Source organism: Teichococcus deserti (genome assembly GCF_001982615.1).
In the GTDB taxonomy this organism is placed as follows: Bacteria; Pseudomonadota; Alphaproteobacteria; order Acetobacterales; family Acetobacteraceae; genus Pseudoroseomonas; species Pseudoroseomonas deserti.
The window spans coordinates 1-18781 of record NZ_MLCO01000116.1 but is presented as its reverse complement, the minus strand read 5'-3'; the positions used below and the strand labels follow the sequence as shown (position 1 = coordinate 18781).

Annotated in this window: 21 protein-coding genes; 8 read left to right on the top strand and 13 right to left on the bottom strand. The window is 72.2% G+C overall.

Annotated features, from left to right (window positions below):
* Both BKE38_RS13720 and BKE38_RS13715 read left to right on the top strand, forming a co-directional pair.
* On the top strand, positions 1-1063 hold a 1063-nt coding region (locus tag BKE38_RS13720), incomplete at its 5' end, for an FAD-linked oxidase C-terminal domain-containing protein (RefSeq protein WP_076957872.1).
* A complete protein-coding gene (locus tag BKE38_RS13715; RefSeq protein WP_076957871.1) occupies positions 1060-2256 on the top strand; it encodes an FAD-binding protein in 1197 nt (398 codons plus the stop codon). The genes BKE38_RS13720 and BKE38_RS13715, both read left to right, overlap by 4 nt.
* Here BKE38_RS13715 and BKE38_RS13710 read toward each other — a convergent pair.
* Entirely contained in the window at positions 2253-2459 is a 207-nt protein-coding gene (locus BKE38_RS13710) for a hypothetical protein (RefSeq protein ID WP_076957870.1), read from the bottom strand. The genes BKE38_RS13715 and BKE38_RS13710 overlap by 4 nt on opposite strands.
* Before the next feature lie 171 nt (positions 2460-2630).
* Between BKE38_RS13710 and glcF the strand changes: the two genes are divergently transcribed.
* The gene (gene glcF / locus BKE38_RS13705) at positions 2631-3938 is read left to right on the top strand and encodes a glycolate oxidase subunit GlcF (protein WP_076957869.1); all 1308 of its coding nucleotides are present in this window, start codon (positions 2631-2633) and stop codon (positions 3936-3938) included.
* A 116-nt stretch (positions 3939-4054) separates the two neighbouring features.
* Here the strand turns inward: glcF and BKE38_RS13700 are convergent, their stop codons facing one another.
* Entirely contained in the window at positions 4055-4243 is a 189-nt protein-coding gene (locus tag BKE38_RS13700; RefSeq protein WP_076957868.1) for a soj family protein, read from the bottom strand.
* Between the two features lie 87 nt (positions 4244-4330).
* Complete coding sequence (locus BKE38_RS32070; protein WP_165694182.1) at positions 4331-4468, bottom strand: hypothetical protein; 138 nt, start codon at positions 4466-4468, stop codon at positions 4331-4333.
* 628 nt (positions 4469-5096) lie between these two features.
* Here BKE38_RS32070 and phbB point away from each other — a divergent pair.
* Positions 5097-5819, top strand: a complete 723-nt coding sequence (gene phbB / locus BKE38_RS13690) for an acetoacetyl-CoA reductase (protein ID WP_076957866.1) — start codon at positions 5097-5099, stop codon at positions 5817-5819.
* Between the two features lie 149 nt (positions 5820-5968).
* Here phbB and BKE38_RS13685 read toward each other — a convergent pair whose 3' ends face one another.
* A complete protein-coding gene (locus BKE38_RS13685; protein ID WP_076957865.1) occupies positions 5969-6328 on the bottom strand; it encodes a phage holin family protein in 360 nt (119 codons plus the stop codon).
* 60 nt (positions 6329-6388) lie between these two features.
* Between BKE38_RS13685 and yddG the strand changes: the two genes are divergently transcribed.
* Together yddG and BKE38_RS13675 are read left to right on the top strand one after the other, a co-directional pair.
* Positions 6389-7240: an aromatic amino acid exporter YddG gene (gene yddG, locus BKE38_RS13680; protein ID WP_076957864.1), complete on the top strand. Its 852-nt coding sequence runs from the start codon at positions 6389-6391 to the stop codon at positions 7238-7240.
* 59 nt (positions 7241-7299) lie between these two features.
* Complete coding sequence (locus tag BKE38_RS13675) at positions 7300-7605, top strand: hypothetical protein (RefSeq protein ID WP_083747535.1); 306 nt, start codon at positions 7300-7302, stop codon at positions 7603-7605.
* On the opposite strand, the gene BKE38_RS13670 is transcribed toward BKE38_RS13675, so the two are convergent.
* The 4 genes from BKE38_RS13670 to gloB all read right to left on the bottom strand — a co-directional run bounded on the left by BKE38_RS13670 (position 7581) and on the right by gloB (position 10084).
* Positions 7581-8207 (bottom strand): class I SAM-dependent methyltransferase, encoded by a 627-nt coding sequence (locus BKE38_RS13670; RefSeq protein WP_076957863.1) that lies wholly within the window; start codon positions 8205-8207, stop codon positions 7581-7583. The genes BKE38_RS13675 and BKE38_RS13670 overlap by 25 nt on opposite strands.
* Positions 8208-8217: 10 nt before the next feature.
* Positions 8218-8670 (bottom strand): cupin domain-containing protein, encoded by a 453-nt coding sequence (locus tag BKE38_RS13665; protein WP_076957862.1) that lies wholly within the window; start codon positions 8668-8670, stop codon positions 8218-8220.
* Positions 8670-9263, bottom strand: a complete 594-nt coding sequence (locus BKE38_RS13660) for a glutathione S-transferase N-terminal domain-containing protein (protein ID WP_076957861.1) — start codon at positions 9261-9263, stop codon at positions 8670-8672. The genes BKE38_RS13665 and BKE38_RS13660 overlap by 1 nt, the downstream gene beginning before the upstream one ends.
* 89 nt (positions 9264-9352) lie before the next feature.
* Entirely contained in the window at positions 9353-10084 is a 732-nt protein-coding gene (gene gloB / locus BKE38_RS13655) for a hydroxyacylglutathione hydrolase (RefSeq protein WP_076957860.1), read from the bottom strand.
* A gap of 67 nt (positions 10085-10151) precedes the next feature.
* Here gloB and BKE38_RS13650 point away from each other — a divergent pair, with 67 nt between their 5' ends.
* Both BKE38_RS13650 and BKE38_RS13645 read left to right on the top strand, forming a co-directional pair.
* Entirely contained in the window at positions 10152-10946 is a 795-nt protein-coding gene (locus BKE38_RS13650; RefSeq protein WP_076957859.1) for a methyltransferase domain-containing protein, read from the top strand.
* A 47-nt stretch (positions 10947-10993) separates the two neighbouring features.
* The gene (locus BKE38_RS13645) at positions 10994-12076 is read left to right on the top strand and encodes an SMP-30/gluconolactonase/LRE family protein (protein WP_076957858.1); all 1083 of its coding nucleotides are present in this window, start codon (positions 10994-10996) and stop codon (positions 12074-12076) included.
* A 45-nt stretch (positions 12077-12121) separates the two neighbouring features.
* On the opposite strand, the gene BKE38_RS13640 is transcribed toward BKE38_RS13645, so the two are convergent.
* The 5 genes from BKE38_RS13640 to BKE38_RS13620 form a co-directional block, all read right to left on the bottom strand.
* A complete protein-coding gene (locus BKE38_RS13640; RefSeq protein ID WP_207553565.1) occupies positions 12122-14566 on the bottom strand; it encodes a TonB-dependent siderophore receptor in 2445 nt (814 codons plus the stop codon).
* A 112-nt stretch (positions 14567-14678) separates the two neighbouring features.
* Positions 14679-15641 carry a FecR family protein gene (locus tag BKE38_RS13635; RefSeq protein ID WP_131829590.1) on the bottom strand — a complete coding sequence of 321 codons (963 nt, stop codon included), beginning with the start codon at positions 15639-15641 and terminating at the stop codon, positions 14679-14681.
* Positions 15642-15669: 28 nt separating this feature from the next.
* Positions 15670-16197: an RNA polymerase sigma factor gene (locus BKE38_RS13630; protein ID WP_076957856.1), complete on the bottom strand. Its 528-nt coding sequence runs from the start codon at positions 16195-16197 to the stop codon at positions 15670-15672.
* Positions 16198-16295: 98 nt separating this feature from the next.
* Positions 16296-17471, bottom strand: coding sequence for an acetyl-CoA C-acetyltransferase (locus tag BKE38_RS13625; RefSeq protein WP_076957855.1), 1176 nt, complete (start codon positions 17469-17471; stop codon positions 16296-16298).
* Positions 17472-17570: 99 nt separating this feature from the next.
* On the bottom strand, positions 17571-18781 hold a 1211-nt coding region (locus BKE38_RS13620; protein ID WP_367595806.1), incomplete at its 5' end, for an alpha/beta fold hydrolase.

Here is an 18781-nt window from a genome sequence, read left to right as displayed (position 1 = left end):
GGGCATAGAAGAAGCCGTCGCCGGCGACGGCTTCTTCTATGCCCCCGATCCGTCGAGCCAGCTGGCCTGCATGATCGGCGGCAATGTCATGATGAATTCCGGCGGCGCGCACTGCCTGAAATACGGGGTGACGGCGGGCAACCTGCTGGGGGTGAAGCTGGTCACCATCGAGGGCGATGTCATCGACATCGGCGGCGCGCATCTGGACGCGGCCGGCTATGACTGGCTGGGGTTGATCACCGGCAGCGAGGGGCAGCTCGGCATCGTCACCGAGGTGACGGTGCGGATCCTGCGGGCGGCGGAGGGCGCGCGGGCGATGCTGGCCGCCTATCGCAGCAACGAGGTCGCCGGCGAGGTGGTGGACGCCATCATCGCCAGCGGCATCATTCCGGTGGCGCTCGAATTCATGGACCGCCCGGCGATCCATGCCTGCGAGGCCTTCGCCCATGCCGGCTATCCGCTGGATGCCGAATCCCTGCTGATCATCGAGGTCGAAGGCAACACGGCCGAACAGGACTTTCTGCTCGGCAAGCTGAAAGAAATCTGCGGGCGGTTCGACCCGATTTCCCTGCGCGTCGCGGAGACGCCAGAGGAAAGCTTGGCCATCTGGAAGGGCCGCAAGGGCGCCTTCGGGGCGGTGGGGCGGATCAGCCCGGACTATCTCTGCATGGACGGCACCATCCCGACCGGCGAGCTGCCGCGGGTGCTGAAGCGCATGCAGGAAATGTCCGACGATTACGGGCTGAAGGTGGCGAACATCTTCCATGCCGGCGACGGCAACCTGCATCCGCTGATCATGTTCGACGCCAACGACCCCGAAAGCTTCCGCAAGGCCGAGGCCTTCGGCGCCGACATCCTGAAGCTCTGCGTCGAGGTCGGCGGCTGCCTGACCGGCGAGCACGGCGTCGGCGTCGAGAAGCGCGACCTGATGACCGTCCAGTTTTCCGACATCGAGCTGACCCAGCAGCGCGCCATCAAATCGGCCTTCGACCCGCAATGGCTGCTGAACCCGGCCAAGGTCTTCCCGCTGGCCGGCAACCCGGTGCTGGAGCGCCGCGCATGAGCGCTGCCTTCGATCTGGCGCCCGCCGACGAGGCCGGCGTGGTGGCGGCCGTGGCCCAGGCCCGGGCGGAGCGCGCGCCGCTCGCCGTCTGCGGCAACAATGGCCGCGCCGGCAGCCTGCGCCCGGTGCAGGCGGCGGCGCGTCTGTCGGTGCGAAACCTGTCCGGCGTGACGCTGTACCGGCCGCAGGAGATGGTGCTGTCGGCCCTGGCTGGCACGCCTTTGCCGGTGATCGAGGCCGCGCTCGACACCGGCAGGCAGATGCTGGCCGCCGAGCCGCCCGACTTCTCGGACCTGTTCGGCGTGGCGACGCCGCCGACGCTGGGCGGGCTGGTGGCGTCCAACCTGTCCGGCCCGCGGCGGATCGGCGTCAGCGGCGCGCTGCGCGACCAGGTGCTGGGCGTGCGGGCGGTGACCGGGCGGGCGGAGGTGATCCGCTCCGGCGGGCGGGTCCACAAGAACGTCACCGGGCTGGACCTGTGCAAGCTGCTGGCCGGCAGCCAGGGGACGCTGGGGATCCTGACCGAGGTCACCCTGAAGCTGGTGCCGCGGCCGGAGGCGAGCCTGACGCTGGCCATCGCCGTGCCGTCGCTCGCGGCGGGGGTGGCGGCGCTGGCGGCCGGCCTGGGCAGCCCCTTCGGCACCAGCGGCGCGGCGCTGCTGCCGGCAGGCGGTCACGGGCTGTCCGGCCCCACCGCCGTCCTGCGCATGGAAGATTTTTCTCAGTTTCTGCCGCACCGCTCCGGGGTACTGCGCGGCGCCCTGGCCGAGTTCGGCACGGTGACGTTGCTGGAGCAGGCGGCGTCCGAGGCGCTGTGGAAGGACATCCGCGAGGCGCGGCTGCTGCAGGCGGCGCCGGACGAGGCGGTGTGGCGCCTGTCGCTGCGGCCGTCCTCGGCGCCGGCGGCGGCCGGGGCGCTGGCCCGCGCCTTCGAGGCCCGGCTGCTGCTGGACTGGGGCGGCGGGCTGGTCTGGGTGGCGGGACCCGCCACGGAAGCCGCGCACCAGGCTGTGATGCAGGCGGCGCACGCGGCCGGCGGCACCTTCACCCTGTTCCGCGCGCCCGATCCGCTGCGTCTCGCCGTGCCGGTGCTGCCGCCCGAGCCCGCTCCGCTCGCCGCCATCGGCGCGCGGGTGAAGGCGGCGCTCGATCCGGACGGGCTGCTGAATCCCGGCCGGATGGGGACTGCCTAGACCTTGTCGAACCAGGATTTGGCGCGCACCGGCGGCTCGATGCCCAGCCGTGTGCCGCTGCTGGCCGCCGGGGCTGCCTGGCCGGGAACCTGCATCAGGGCGGAACGGCGGGCGAGCTCGGCCTGGCCGCCTGGCTGGGCCGACAGGGTGGAGCTCTGCGGGTCGGGCTGCCGAAGGATCTCGGCTTTGAGCGGGGGGCACATCAACATGTTGTGTCCTCCGTTTTTTGCCGCTTGTCTTCCCATGAAAACCAGGTTGCCGCCTTAAAAGTTGCTCATGCGTCAAGATGGCGACGGCGGCATGACCGCCGGGCGGCGGCTGCTTGCACCGGCCGCGCTTCACCCTCACCCTGGGCGCAGGGGACGGACCAGGACATGCAGACGAATTTCAGCGCGCTTCAGCTCGCCGACCAGGATATCAGCGCCAGCAACACCATCCTGCGGAGCTGCGTGCATTGCGGCTTCTGCACCGCCACCTGCCCGACCTTCGTGCTGCTGGGCGATGAGCTCGACAGCCCGCGCGGCCGCATCTACCTGATCAAGGACATGCTGGAGAGCGGCCAGCCGGCGACCGAGGCGGTGGTGCGGCATGTCGACCGCTGCCTCTCCTGCCTGTCCTGCATGACGACCTGCCCGTCCGGCGTGCACTACATGCACCTGGTCGACCATGCCCGCCGCTATATCGAGGAGACCTATACCCGCCCCTGGCCGGAACGGCTGCTGCGCCGGGTGCTGGGCATGACCCTGCCGCATCCGCGCCGCTTCCGCCTGGCCCTGGCCGCGGCCCGCGCCGCGCGGCCGCTGGCCGGGCTGCTGCCGAAGCAGGGGCAGATGGCCGGGCGGCTGCGGGCGATGCTGGACCTCGCCCCCGCCAGCCTGCCGCCGGCGGTCGACCAGGGGCCGCGCATCCATGCCGCTGAAGGGCCGCGGCGCGGGCGGGTCGCGCTGATGACCGGCTGCGCCCAGACGGTGCTGGCGCCCTCGATCAACCAGGCGACCATCCGGCTGCTGACCCGCATGGGGCTGGAGGTGGTGGTGGCGCGCGGCCAGGGCTGCTGCGGCGCGCTGAACCACCATATGGGCCAGCACGACCCGGCCATGGGCTTCGCGCGCGCCAATATCGCGGCCTGGACCCGCGAGATCGACGGCGAGGGGCTGGACGCCATCGTGGTCAATGCCTCGGGCTGCGGCACGACGGTGAAGGATTACGGATTCATGTTCCGGGGCGAGGCCGAGCCCTGGGCCGCCCGCGCCGCCGCCGTGGCGTCGCGCGCCCGCGACATCTCCGAGGTTCTGCTGCAGTTCGGCTACGAGGCCCGCCGCCCGGCCCCCGGCCTGACCGTCGCCTACCACGCCGCCTGCAGCCTGCAGCACGGCCAGAAGATCACGGCGGCGCCGAAGCAGCTGCTGCAGAAGGCCGGCTTCACGGTGAAGGAGCCGGTCGAGTCGCATCTCTGCTGCGGCTCCGCCGGCACCTACAACCTGATGCAGCCGGAGATCGCGGGGCAGCTGAAGGCGCGCAAGCTGGCCAATCTGGGGCGCACCGGTGGCCGGCTGATCGCCAGCGGCAATATCGGCTGCCTGACCCAGCTCGGCGGCGGGTCGCTGCCCGCCATCCACACGGTCGAGCTGCTGGACTGGATGGCCGGCGGCCCAGAGCCCGCCAACCTGCCGGGGGCCTGACCCTGCCAGGGGTGCAACGGGCCGGCGAGAAAGCGTGACCTGGGAAAACCTTCTCCGAAAACACCAAAGGCCCGGGAGAAGCCGGGCCCTTCAGCGTGGTCGGGGCGTTGCCTGGATCAGGCGGCCATCTTGCGGGCGGCGCCATCGCGGGCCAGCAACGACATGGCTTCCGCGACGAGGCCCGCGGCCTCTTCCGAGCCGGCATCGAGGCAGCAGCGTTCGGCGTGGCTCAGCAGCCGCAGCACGGCCGCCAGATCGCGCTGCGCCTGATGGGTCCAGAGGACCGCAGCAATCGGAGTGTCCATCGGTGAATGTTGCCTGCTGAGAAGGAAAATCTGCGCGCGCCGGATACACCTCTTCGCGAGCGAGGAAAAGCGGAAAGCGACTCAGTCTCAACTGAGCTTGGCGCGGCTGCCGCCAGGACGGGTGACCGGCCCTGGCAGCAGGGCCGCGGCCATGGCCGCGTGATGCGCCGAATCGGCAGCGCCGAGGCGGAGGCACTCGGCCTCGACATAGGTGAGCATGAGCATCAGAGCCCCTTGATCGACCTCGCCAACCGGCCGGCGCTTGTCGGAAGAAGGGAGGGTGCAGCGCAGGGCAGACGCCATGGTGACTGTGCCTTTCATTCCTCGGCGGGCCGGCCGCCTGGGGCCGGTCCTCACAAATTCGTGAGTACCATTACGAAATTTACGATGCAAGAACGATCGACCGTTTTTGCGTTGCGGAATACGGCGCCTGCTGGCGCCCGCCGCCGTGAAGCCGCTGTCCCCGCAGCTCCGCGAAGCCCTGCCGCAGCCCCCAGCCTGTTGTTCGCGCCTGCGATTTCCGCCCGCTGGCAATTACGCCGGGACCGTTCCCGCGCTAGGCTGCGCCGGAAATCCGGAGCGAATCGCTAATGCCCGCCGCGTCCCGCCTGGCCCGAGCCTCCGCACCGCCCTCGGGGCGGGATGATGGCGGCGCGACGGCGGGCTGGCCGACCCGGCCGTCGCCCGGCTGACGACCCGTCCGCGCCCTGGATGCCGTTCCACCGCCCCGCCCTCCATCCGTCACAAGGACATGGCATCCCCGGATGCGTTGTGATGGCATGGGCCGGTGGATGGCCCGCGGCAAAGCGGCCGCGGCCCTCACCACCCATTCTGCAGAAGGAGGACACCGTCCATGGCACGTCTGGCCCTGGTCACCGGCGGACAGCGCGGCATCGGCGCCGCCATCAGCGAGGCCCTGCACAAGGCGGGGCGGAGCGTCATCGCCTCCTACGCCGGCAATGACGCCGCCGCCGCCGCCTTCACCGAGCGCACCGGCATCGCCTGCATCAAGTTCGACGTTTCCGACTACGAGGCCTGCAAGGCGGCGGTGGCGAAGATCGAGGCCGAGCACGGCGCCATCGAGATCCTGGTGAACAACGCCGGCATCACCCGCGACGGCACCATGAAGCGCATGGACCGCACCATGTGGGACGAGGTGATCGACACCAACCTGGGCTCCTGCTTCAACCTGGCGAAGCTGGTCTGGGAGGGCATGTCGGCGCGCAAGTTCGGCCGCATCGTCAATATCGGCTCGATCAACGGCCAGGCCGGGCAGTACGGCCAGGTGAACTACGCCGCCGCCAAGTCGGGCATCCACGGCTTCACCAAGGCGCTGGCCCAGGAAGGTGCGCGCGCCGGCATCACGGTCAACGCCATCGCCCCCGGCTATGTCGACACCGAGATGGTCCGCGCCGTGCCGGAAGACGTGCTGCAGAAGATCATCGCCCGCATCCCCGTCGGCCGGCTGGGCCATGCCGAGGACATCGCCCGCGGGGTGTGCTTCCTGACCGCGGACGAGGCCAGCTTCATCACCGGGTCGACGCTGTCGATCAATGGCGGGCAGCATATGTATTGAAGCCGGCGAGGGGCTCCGCCCCTCGACCCTGCCGGGGGGGATGGTATCCCCCCGGACCCCGCCGTCCGTTGGCGCCACGAGGTCATAGGCGGCACGCAAAATGAACCTGGGGGCCTGGGGGCCTTCGATGCCCCCGGAGCCTTCCCTTCCTACCGGTTCACCGCCTTGTCCTTGTCGCCGATCGCCTTGTTGGCCAGCCAGGACACGATGGCGACGATGATGGCGCCGAAAAAGGCCGCGCCGAAGCCCGAGATCGTCATCCCCGGCATCACCAGCGCCGTCAGCCCCAGCATCGCCGCATTGACCACCAGGGTGAACAGCCCCAGCGTGATAACGTTCAGCGGCAGCGACAGCAGCATCAGGATCGGCCGGATCAGCGCATTGACCACGCCGAAGACGATCGCCGCGATGATCAGGTTGAAGGGGCCGCTGAAGTTGATGCCGCCGATCAACTGCGCGGCGCACCAGAAGGCGAAGGCCGTGATGGCCGTGCGGGCCAGGAAACCCATCGTGACGCTCCATGCTCTGCTCCCGCGGCAACGCGGCGGCAGCGCGGCGGTTGCGCACGCATGAGCCGGGCGACGCTGGCCGGCCTCGGCGCCATGCTGCTCTGGGCCTTCCTCGGCCTGCTGGCCAAGCTGGCCGAGGGCATCCCGCCGCTGCAGGTCACCGCGCTGGGCATGGGCATCGGCGGCAGCGCGGCGCTGGCCCTGGTGCTGGTGCGCGGCCAGGCGCGGCGGCTGCGCCAGGGCGGCATCGCCTGGCTGCACGGGGTGGGCGGGCTGTTCGGCTACCACGCGCTCTATTTCGCCGGCCTCGCCTTCGCGCCGGCGGTCGAGGCCAATCTGCTGAACTATCTCTGGCCGCTGCTGGTGGTGCTGCTCTCGGCGCCGATCCTGGGAATGCCGCTCGGTGGGCGGCGCATCGCCGGCGTCGCGCTCGGCTTCCTGGGATGTGCCCTGCTGGTGGGCAGCGGCGCGCGGTTTCCGGCCGGGGCGATGCTGGGCTTCGCCTGCTCGACGGCGGCGGCCCTGGTCTGGGGGCTGTATTCGGTGACGGCGCGGCGGCTCTCGGCGGTGCCGACCGAGGCGGTGGCGGGCTTCTGCCTGGCCAGCGCGGCCCTGGCCGGGCTGCTGCACCTGCTTTTCGAGACCAGCGTCATGCCCGATGCCCGCCAGGCCCTGGCGCTGCTGCTGATGGGGCTGGGGCCCGTCGGCGCCGCCTTCTTCCTGTGGGACATCGGCATGAAGCGGGGCGACCCGCGGCTGCTGGGGACGCTGGCCTATGGCATCCCGGTGGCCTCGACCCTGCTGCTGCTGGCCGGCGGCTTCGGCGAGCCCAGCTGGCGGCTGGCCCTGGCCGCGGGACTGGTCACAAGCGGCGGCGTGCTGGCGGCGAAGACGGCGCGCAAGCAGGCGTGAACTTGACCTGCGCCGGCGGCGGGGCGAGGGGTCCCGGCGTCATCGCAAGGAGCCTTGGCTTGTTCGTCACCTGGTCCGGCGTCGGTTTTCTGTCCGTTTTCTTCCTGGTCGGCGGCATGGCGGCCGGCAGCTTCGGGCTGCGCCCCTGGCTGGCCGAGGGCATGCCCTTCCAGGAGGCGGTCTACCTGGCCAATGCCTTCGGGCTGATGCTGGGCGCGCTGGTGAATGTCGGCGCCTGGAAGCTGCTGACCCGCGGCGGCGACGACGACCACAGCTTCCTGGGCATCGGCATGCGGGGCTGGAGCATGATCGGCCTGCTCGGTGCCGGCGCCATGGCCGTCTATGCGATGAGCCTTTCCGCCTGAGGCTTCCGCCACAACCCCCGCACCACCTCGGCCGGGCCCTGGTGGCGCGGGCCCTCGTCCAGCAGGACGGTGCCCTCGAGGCATTCCAGCATCTCGAGACCGGCGAAATCGGCCTCGGCCTTGGCGCGGGTCCAGAGCAGGTCCGGGTCTTTCGGCCCGCCGCTGCGCCGGCCTTGCTGGGCGGGGGAGAAACCCTCCAGCAGCAGCAATCCGCCCGGGGCCAATGCGCGGCAGGCGCCGGCCGCGACCACCGCCCGGTCGGCCGAGGGCAGATGGCAAAACACCCAGGCGATCAGGTCGAAGCGCGCCTCGGGCCAGGACCAGACGGTCAGGTCGGCGGCCTCGGTGGCGATGCGCTGGCCGCGGTCGCGCGCCAGCTGTTCCGCGCGTTCCAGCCCGGTCGCCGACCAGTCGACCGCGAGGACGTCGAGGCCCTGCTCGGCCAGCCAGACGCCGTTGCGGCCCTCGCCGTCGCCCAGCGCCAGGGCGCGCAGCCCGGGGCGCAGGCGGGGCGCCAAGCTTTCCAGATAGCGGTTCGGCGCCTGGCCGAAGAGCCAGGGCGCCGCCCCGTAGCGCGCATCCCAGGCGGCGGCGTCGCTCATCTAGCGGTGGTCACTTCTGGCCGGGCGCCCAGCCGGGCGGGGCCAAGGTGAAGCCGGCGAAGTCGAAGGCCGGGCTGACGGTGCAGCCGACCAGCGTCCAGGGGCCCAGGCTGCGGGCCGCCTGCCAATGGCCGGGGGGCACGATGGCGAAGGGCGCCTCGCCGGCGGCCAGGTTCGGGCCCAGCGCCTGCTCCACCACCGGGCCGGCATCGGTGGCGGCAATGCCGAGGGCCAGGGGGGCGCCCGCGTACCAGTGCCAGGCCTCGGCTGCATCCACCCGGTGCCAGTGGCTGGATTCGCCGGCGGCCAGCAGGAAGTAGATGGCGGTGCCGGCGCCGCGGCCGCCGCCCGCCGGCGCGTCGCGCCAGATCTCACGGTAGTGGCCGCCCTCGGGGTGGGGGGCGAGGCCCAGGGCGGCGATCACCGCCCCGGCCGACAGGCCGGGATCGCGAAGGTCGGGCATCAGGTCGGCGGCACGGTGCGGGCGACGGCCTGGGCGGCGGCGACCTCGGCATACCAGGCGGCCAGGGTTGGGTGGGCGTCGCGCCAGGGCTCGTGCGGGAAGCGGAAGTCGAGATAGCCCAGGGCGCAGGCGAGCGAGACGGCGCCGATATCGGTCAGGCCCTTGGGCGGCGCGGCCTCGGCGGCGGCGAGGCCACGGGCAACGGCCGCGGCGGCGCGCTGGTCGGCGGCCTGGCGGCCTTCATCCTGCGGCAGGCTGGCGGCCATGCGGCGGCCGACGGCGGCGTCCATCATGCCGTCGGCCAGCGCCTGGCGGGTCAGCGCCGCGAAGCGGGCGGGGCCTGTGGCCGGGAAGAGCGGCGCGGCGTCGCCCAGGCTGTCGAGGAATTCGCAGATGACCGGGCTGTCGTAGAGCGGCCCGTCCTCGGTGGCCAGGCAGGGCACCTTGGACAGCGGGTTGGCCGCGAGCAGCGCATCGGGGCTGGTGTGGGGGTTGGTCGGCATGAGCTCGATGCGGCCTTCGAGGCCGCGGAGGATCATGCAGATCATGACCTTGCGCACATAGGGCGAGGTCGCCGAGTAGAACAGCTTCATCGGACTTTTCCCGTTTCTTATGAATGTCGGGGTCCGGGGGGACACTGTCCCCCCGGCGGGGGCTTGGGGGCGGAGCCCCCATGCTTGTTTCAGCCTTTGAAGTTGTCCTTCCCCTTCCGGATCCGCGCCAGGTCTTCCACGGAGGCGGCCCGCAGGAAGGGGTTGGTGGCGAGCTCCGTCTCCAGCGCGACGGGCACGGTGGGCTGCCCGGCCTCGCGGGCGGCCTCGACCTCACGGGCGCGGGCCTGGAGGGCGGCGTTGTCCGGCTCGACGGTCAGGGCGAAGCGGGCGTTGCTGGCGGTGTATTCATGGCCGCAGCAGACCAGGGTCTCCGGCGGCAGGACCTTGAGCAGGCCCAGCGCCCGGAACATGTCGGCCGGCGTGCCTTCCAGCAGCCGGCCGCAGCCCAGCGAGAAGAGCGTGTCGCCCGAGAGCAGCACGGCGCCGTCGGGGAAGTGGAAGGCGACATGGCCGAGGGTGTGGCCCGGGCTGTCGATGACGGTGCCACGCGTCGCGCCGACCGCGACCGTGTCGCCGGGGGCGACCGACTGGTCCAGCTTCGGCAGGCGGTGGGCGTCGGCGGTGGCGCCGATCACCTTGCTGCCGTAGCGGGCGCGGATCGCCTCCACCCCGTCGATATGGTCGGCGTGGTGATGGGTCAGCAGGATGATGTCGCAACGGCCGCCGGCGGCCTCGATGGCCTCGATGGCGGGGCGCGCCTCGCCCGGGTCGCAGAGGGCGACGGTGCCGGTGGCGGTGTCGCGCAGCATCCAGGCATAGTTGTCGGACAGGCAGGGCACGGCCTGGACGGTGACAGCCATGGCGGGTTCTCCTTCTGCGCCCCTCACGGGGCGTGTCACGCCTCGATCGAGGCCCTATATCAACTGCATGAAGGCTGAGGTCCACGCAGACAACCACGGTCACCGGGATTTCTACGCCTCGCCGCTGGGGCTGGTGGCGGCGCGGCTGGTGCGCGAGCGGCTGCTGCGGCTGTGGCCGGACCTGACCGGCCGGGAGATCCTCGGGCTGGGCCATGCGGCGCCCTACCTCCGGCTCTGGCGGGAGGGTTCGGCGCGCATCGTCGCGGCCAGCCTGCCGGAGACCGACGTGGCGCCCTGGCCGCCGGGCAGCGCCTCGCTGACGACGCGGGTCGAGGATTCGCTGCTGCCCTTCCCGGATCTGAGCTTCGACCGGGTGCTGCTGGTGCATGCGCTGGAAGGCGCCGAGAACGACCGCCGCATGCTGCGCGAGGTCTGGCGGGTGCTGAAGGATGACGGAAAACTGCTGATCGTGGCGCCGAACCGTCGCGGGCTCTGGGCACATCGCGACATCACCCCCTTCGGCCAGGGGCGGCCCTATTCGACGGGGCAGCTGTCGCGGCTGCTGGAGCGGAACCTGTTCGCCGCCGAACGGCGGGATGCGGCGCTGTTCACGCCGCCTTTCCAGGCGCGGCTGCTGCTGAAGGGCAGCGGGCTGTGGGAAGGCACCGGGCGGCTGCTGGCGCCGCGCTTCGCCGGCGTGGTGATCGTCGAGGCGCATAAGCGCATCTACGGGGTGATGCCGGCGCGCGGGGTGAAGGTGCCGCGCGGCCGCCGGGTGCTGGTGCCCGATTCGGTCTGGGCCGCCCGGGACCTGCCTGATCGCGAGGAGGCGATGCGGCGCGAGGCCGCCCCCCGCCTATAGTTCCGCCCAAGGCCGCGCAACGACTCGGCCGTTTGGGAGGATAAAACATGCTCCGCACTGCCACCCCGCCCCGCCGGGCGATGCTCGGCGGGCTGATCGCCGGCGGATTGCTGGCGAGCTCGGCCGCCGAGGCGCAACGGGACTATGGCCGCCAGGCGCCGCCGGTCCGCTATCCCGATCCCGACGTTCTCGCGCTGGACCCGAAGCGGTTCCGCGCCAAGCTGGGTAATGCCGCGATCCGGCGGCTGCACACCGGCATGGGCTGGGCCGAGGGCCCGGCCTGGCACCCGACGGGGCGGTTCCTGATCTTCTCCGACATCCCGAACGACGAATGCCTGCGCTACCTGGAGGAGGACCATCATGTCTCCCGCCGGTATCGCAGCCCGTCGGGCTTCGCCAACGGCAATACCTTCGACCGCGAGGGGCGGCAGATCGCCATGCGGCACCGGCACCGCGACGTGGTGCGCTACGAGCGCGACGGGCAGGTGACGATCCTCGCCGCCCGCGGCCCGGATGGCGAGTTCAACGCGCCGAACGACGCCGTGGTCCACCCCGAGGACGGCAGCATCTGGTTCACCGACCCGGGCTATGGCGCGCTGATGGATTACGAGGGCCAGCGGCACGACACCGGCAGCGTCCGCCCTTTCATCAAGGAGGCGGTCTATCGGATCGATGGGCAGTCCGGCGCGGTGACCAAGCTGGCCGACCAGCCCTTCAAGCCGAACGGCCTGTGCTTCAGCCCGGATTACAAAATTCTCTACGTCGCCGACACGGGAAGCAGCCACTACGCGGAGGCGAAGAACCAGATCTGGGCCTATGACGTCGACGGCGCCACCATCCGCAATCCGCGCGCCTTCGCCGACATGACGCTGGACGGCAAGTCGGGCATGGCCGACGGCATCCGCTGCGACACCGAGGGCAATGTCTGGTCCTCGGCCGGCTGGGTGGGGGATGGCTATGACGGGGTGCATGTCTTCGCCCCCGACGGTCAGCGGATCGGCCAGATCCGCCTGCCGGAGATCTGCAGCAATGTCTGCTTCGGCGGCAGCCGCCGGAATCTTCTATTCATGACCGCCAGCCAGTCGCTCTACGTGCTGCCGGTCGAGGCGCGCGGCGCCCATTTCTGCTAGAGAGACGCCGCCGGGGGCCGCCGGCCCCCGGCAAACCGAAAGAAATTACCAGCGGTACTTCAGCGTCGCCAGCACGGTGCGGCGGGCGCCCCAGTAGCAGCCGGTCGCGCTGATGCAGGTGCTGACATATTCCTTGTCGAACAGGTTCAGCACGTTCAGCCCGAGCTGCGCGCCCTGCAGGCTGGGCAGCGACTGGCCCAGCTCGTAGCGCAGCGCCAGGTCGACCAGCGTCGCCGCGTTCGCGCGGTAGAGATTGTTGGCGTCGCCATAGGAGGCGCCGATGTAGCGCACGCCGCCGCCGACCCCAAGGCCCGCCACCACCGGCTCATTGAAGGTGTAGTCCAGCCAGGCGGCGGCCTGGTGGTTCGGCGCGAAGGGCAGCTGCTTGCCCAGCGTGCTGGTGCCGGCGGCGTTGCGGTTGGCCCGCGTCACCTCGGTCTCGGTATAGGCGTAGGACAGCGAAAGATTCAGCCGCTCGGCCAGGCTGGCCTTGGCCTCGAGCTCGATGCCGCGCGACTCCGCCTCGCCCGCCTGGGCGCTGTAGCGGGTGTCGAGCGGATCCGGCGTCAGCACGTTCTCCTGCGTCAGGTGGAAGGCGGAGACCGCCGCAAAGATCCCGCTGCCTTCCGGCTGGTAGCGCAGGCCCACCTCGTATTGCCGGCCCTTGGTGGCGTCGAAGGGCGCGCCGCGGCGGTCGGTGCCGGCGGTCGGCTGGAAGCTGGTCGAGACACTGGCATAGGGCGCCAGGCCGTTGTCAAAGCGATAGACCAGCCCGACGCGGCCGGTGAACTCGCCGTCATCCTGCTTGATGACCGAGGTGGTGCGGCTGGCCACCGTGTAGTTGTTGGTGCGCGCCGTCGCCCAGTCGTAGCGGCCGCCGAGCGTCAGGATGAAGCGGTCGAAGCGCAGCTCGTCCTGGGCATAGAGGCCGGCCTGGTTGCGGCCCTGGCTGATGCGGTTGGCCATGGGCGGCCGGGTGACCGCCAGGCCATAGACCGGGTTGAAGACGTCGAGGGCGCGCAGCAGGGTCAGCTGGCTTTCCTCGTAGGTGGCGTCCTCGCGCTGGTAGTCGAAGCCCGTCAGCAGGCGGTGGCGGACCGGGCCGGTGGTGAAGTCGGCCTGGGCCTGGTTGTCGACGGTGAAGGCGTCGGAAATCTCCGGGAAGCCCCAGGCGTAGCGGCCGACATCGCGCTGGTTGGCGGCGAAGGCATAGGCCTGCACCCGCTGGCTGTCGGAATCGACATGGCTGTAGCGGAAATTCTGGCGGACCTGCCAGACGCTGTCGAAGCGGTGCTCGAAGGCATAGCCGAGCATGATCTGCTCGCCGGTGTAGCGGTCATAGCCCGGCTCGGTCAGCGAGCGGCGGGTGGAGATCCGCCCGTTCGGATTGGCCCAGAGCGTGCCCTGGACCGGCAGGGCCTGGGGCGCGCCGCCGCCATCGGAGGTGATCCGCTGGTACTGCGCCAGGACGGTCAGGCTGGTCTGCGCATCCGGCCGCCAGGTCAGGGACGGCGCCACGAAGATGCGGCGCTCGTCGAGGAACTGGGTCTGGCTGTCGGCGCGGCGGCCCAGCGCGGTCAGCCGGTAGCTGAACTTGCCTTCGGCATCGAGCGGGCCGGTGCTGTCGAAGCCGGCGGTCAGGGCGTCATGGCTGCCATATTGCAGGATCACCTCGTTCTGGGCGACCTGGCTGGGGCGGCGGCTGACCATGTTCAGCAGCCCGCCCGGCGAGCTCTGGCCATACAGCGCCGAGGCCGGGCCCTTCAGCAGCTCGATCCGCTCCAGGCCGAAGGGCTCGATGCGCGGCTGGGAATAGCCGCGGGCGCCGAAGGGCAGGCGCAGCCCGTCCAGGTAGCGGACCGGCGGCGTGAAGCCGCGCACGGTGAACCAGTCGTAGCGCAGGTCGGTGGCGCCATACTGGCTGATCACGCCGGGCGTGTAGCGCAGCGCATCGGTGATGCTGGTCGACCCTTGCGCCTCGATCTCGGCGCGGGTGACGACGTTCATCGCCTGCGGCGTCTCGATCAGCGGCGTGTCGGTCTTGGTGCCGGCGGCCGAGGCCTCGGCCACGAAGCCGCGCGACGGCCAGCGGCCGCCGCCGGTGGAGGCCCCGACATCGACGGTGGGCAGGACCATGTCGCCGGCCGCGGCGCGCGGCTCGGGGGTCAGCAGGATGGCGCCGCCCTCGATGCGGCCGGCGAGGCCGGTGCCGGCCAGCAGCCGCCGCAGCGCCTCGGGGGCGGAAAGGTTGCCGCTGGCGCCGGGCGACCGGCGGCCTTCCAGCAGGGCCGCCGGCGCGCTGGCCTGCAGGCCGGTGGCGCGGGAGAACTGCGCCAGGGCCGCGCCCAGCGGCTGCGGCGCGATGGCGAAGCCGGAAGCGGCCTGGCCGGCGGGGGCTGCCGCCGGCTGGGCGATGGCCGGCATGGCGACGCCGAGCAACATCGCGGCGGCGGCCATGGCCGGGATGCGGCCCCTGATCTTGTCCTGCACGTCTGTCACGTCCCTCGAAACCTGATCCTGGCGCCCGCGCGGCGCCGCTCAAGGTCCAGGACGGGATGGGCTGCGCCGATCCGACAGCGCCCGCGGCAAAAACGTTAAAAAATTATGCGGGGGTGGTCAGCCGGGTCAGCAGCGGCCCGTGGCGGCGGATGCCGACCGGCAGGCTCTGCGCCAGCAGCGCCAGCACGCGGTCCGGATCGGCGAAGCGGTAGCGGCCGGAGACCCGCAGCCCGCGCAGCTCGGCGGCCACCAGCAGCATGCCGGGGCGATAGAGCGAGAGCTCCGCCGCCACCTCGGCGAGCGGCGCCGCGTCGAACAGGCGCCAGGCCTCGGCGAAGCCTTCGACGCGGTCCTGCTCGGCCAGGGTCAGCCGGCGCGGCTGGCCGGCGCCCGTCGCGCCCCAGAGCAGCGCCTGGCCGGCGGTGAGATCGGGGCCGGAGCCTTCCGACTGCGCCGCCCCGCGCAGCAAAGCCAGCCGGTCGCCGGCCTCCTCGCGGAAGAAGGCCAGAAAACTGCCGGGGGCGATGCGCCAGGCGACGTGGCGGCCCTCGATGCGGAACGGGCCGGCGGCGGGCGGCAGCGACAGGCGCAGCGCGCCCTGCCGGAGCCGGGCGAAACCCGGCTGGGGCAGGTCGACGGCGCTGGCGGTGTCCAGCAGCAGCTCGCCGCCGCCGGGCAGCGGGGGCAAAGCGCGGATCTCGCCGGGGGCGGTGGCGGCATCGGCGAGCGCCCGCTGCAGCGGCGCCTGGCCCAGCCAGAGCCCGCCGGCCAGGCTGAAGGCCGCCGCCGCGCCGCCGCCCGCCAGGAAGGCCCGGCGCCGCGGCTTTCTGTCGGGCGGCTCGCCGGCGACCTCGCGGGCGGCGGCCAGCAGCGCCGGGTCCTCCCAGAGGGCCGAAAAGGAATCGAGGGCGCGGGCATGGGCGGGCTCGGCGCACCAGGCCTGCAGGGCGGCCTGCTCGGGGGCGGCCAGCGGCGCGGCGCCCTCGGCCAGCCGCGCAGCCCAGCGGGCCGCCGCCGCCAGGATGGCGGGGTCGGCCTCCACTCGGCGGGGCGGGGCGGCGCTCATGGCCGGCGGGTATGGCACGGCCGGCGGCTCAGCGGGAAGCCGGCGCGTCGTCGTCGTCGAGGCAGGCGCTCAGCCGCTGCAGCGCCCGGGCGACGGCCTTCTCCACCGCGGCAGGGGTGGTGCCGTGGCGGGCGGCGATGGCGGCGTGGCTCTGGCCGTCGAGGCGCGCGGCCACGACCATGGCGCGCTGCTTGTCCGGCAGGGCGCGCAGGGCGGCGGCGAAGCGGCGGACGCGCTCGCGCTGCTCGGCGACGGCATCGGGCAGGGGGGCGTCGCAGGCCAGGTCCTCGGGCAGCGGCGCCTGACCGGCGGGGCGGCCCGAGGGGCCCCGCAGCCGGTCGGCCGCCGCGTGGCGGGCGGCGCGGGCCAGATAGGCGGCGGGGTCGTTGGCCTGGGTGGCGGCCTGGCTGCCGATCAGGCGGAGGAAGGAATCCTGCAGCACGTCCTCGGCCGCGGCCTGGCAGCCCAGCCAGCGGCCGAGGCGGCGTCGCAGCCGGCCCTGCTCCTCGCGGAACAGCCGGTCAAGCCAAGGGCGGGGCAGGACGAGGTCGCGCACCCCCGCCTTATAAGTAAATGAGAATTATTCTCAAATACGAAAAGCGGCAGCGAAACGCCTCCGGGGGCCAGCGAGCCCCCGGCAACCGACGGAGAGAATCAGGCGGCTTCCAGGCACATGGCGACGCCCATGCCGCCGCCGATGCAGAGCGTGGCCAGGCCCTTCTTCGCGCCGCGCGCCTGCATGCCGTAGAGCAGCGTGGTCAGCACCCGCGCGCCCGAGGCGCCGATCGGATGGCCCAGCGCGATGGCGCCGCCATTGACGTTGACCTTGGAGGTGTCCCAGCCGAGCTCCTTGTTCACCGCGCAGGCCTGGGCGGCGAAGGCCTCGTTGGCCTCGATCAGGTCGAGGTCGGAGATGCTCCAGCCGGCCTTCTGCAGCGCCTTGCGGCTGGCGGGGATCGGGCCGGTGCCCATGATCGAGGGATCGACGCCGGCCGTCGCCCAGCTGGCGATGCGGGCCAGCGGGGTGATGCCGCGCTTGGCCGCCTCGGCCGCCGACATCACCACCAGGGCGGCCGCGCCGTCGTTGATGCCGCTGGCATTGCCGGCGGTGACCGAGCCGTCCTTGGCGAAGGCCGGGCGCAGCTTGGTCAGGATCGCCATGGTGGTGTCGGGCTTCGGATATTCGTCGCTGTCGAAGACGGTGTCGCCCTTGCGGCCCTTGACGGTCACGGGCGTGATCTCGGCCTTGAAGCGGCCGGCGGCCATGGCCTCGCCCGCCTTGTGCTGCGACTGGAAGGCGAATTCGTCCTGCTGCTCGCGGGTGATCTGGAACTTCTGGGCGACGTTCTCGGCCGTGGTGCCCATGTGATAGCCGTGGAAGGCGTCCCACAGCCCGTCGCGGATCATGGTGTCGACCATGGAGAAGTCGCCCATCTTCACGCCGCCGCGCAGATGCGCGCAATGCGGCGCCTGGGACATGCTCTCCTGGCCGCCGGCGACGACGATGCTGGCATCGCCCGTGGCGATCTGCTGGGCGGCGAGGGCCACCGCGCGCAGGCCGGAGCCGCAGAGCTGGTTGATGCCGAAGGCGGTGCGCTCGACGGGGATGCCGGCATTGACCGAGGCCTGGCGGGCCGGGTTCTGCCCGGCGCCGGCGGTCAGGATCTGGCCGAGGATCACCTCGTCCACGGCGCCGGCCTCGATGCCGGCACGCTCCAGCGCCGCCTTGATGGCGATGCTGCCCAGGTCATGCGCGGCCATGCTGCCGAAGGCGCCGTTGAAGGCGCCGACGGGGGTGCGCGCGGCGGAGGCGATCACGATATCGGTCATCGGCTGGGTAACTCCCCTGGGTCGTTATGCGCCCCGCGGCGGGGCCCGTCCTGCTCCCAATGTGCGCCGCCCCCCGGGGTGGCTACAAGTGGGGGCCGGTTACAACCCGCGCAGCCAGTCCCGCAGCGGCTGCCAGAGCTGCGCCTCGGCCCGGCTGCCGGCGGCCATGCCGATATGCCCGGCCGCGACCGGCAGCACCGTCGCCCCCGGCAGCCGCGCGGCCAGGGCCAGCGCCGATTCCGGCGGCACGATGCGGTCGGCGCGCGGGATGGCGACGAAGCTGGGCAGGCGCAGGGCTGAAGGGTCGACCATGGCGCCGGCGATGCGCCAGTCGAGGCGGGCGGTCTCGTTGCGGCCATACCAGCCGCCCAGCGTCTCCCGCGCCACGGGGGCGGCCAGCGGGATGCCGTCGTTCAGCCAGTCCTCCAGCGCCACGAACTGCGCGGCGCGCGGGCTGGCCGGGTCGAGGGCTGCGAAGGCGCGGAACTTGGCGGCGATGCTCCAGGGGTCGAGCCCGGCGAACAGCGTTTGGATGGCATCGACCGGTAGCGCGCCCTGGGCCTCCAGCAGCGGCTCCAGCCCGGGCAGCAGGGCGGCCAAGGCGAGCGCCCGGTCGCGGGCGCCGGGCGGGCCGGCATGGAAATCCCACGGCGTCGCCAGCAGCGCCAGGCCGCGCAACTGCTCCGGCCGGCGCAGCGCGGCGGCCAGCGCCAGCAGCCCGCCCATGCAGTAGCCGGCCAGAACCGGGGGGCCGAAGGCCGCGGTGGCGCCCAGCGCCCGCTCCAGCCGGCCGGCGACATAGTCGGTCAGGGTGAAGCGGCGGGCGGCGGGCTCCGGCCAGCCCCAGTCCAGCAGCAGCACGCGGAAGCCCTGGGTCGCCAGCCAGCGCAGCATGGAATGGCCGGCCATCAGGTCCAGCACCTCGGCCCGGTTGACCAGCGAGGGGACCATCAGCAGGGGAGGGCCGTCGCCGCCGTAATCCAGCAGGCGGCTGTCGCCCTCCTGCCACAGCACCGGCACCGGGGGGACATCCCGCTGATAGGGGTGGCGGCGATAGGCGGCGAGCCCCGCGATCAGCGCCCGGTCCTGCCGCGCCAGCCGGCGCAGCACCGCGGCGCGGAAGCGTTCAGGCGGGTGGCCGCCTGCGGCGAGCTCGGCCGCGATCCGCGCCATCTCCGCCCGGCCCGCCTTCGAGATCGGCCAGGCGTCGCTCCAGCTCGGCGAGCCGGGCGAGGAGGGCATCCCGGTCAGCGGATCCAGGCTGAGCGCCGCCCCCATCCCGCGCATCAGCGCCAGGTTCAGGTGCAGCG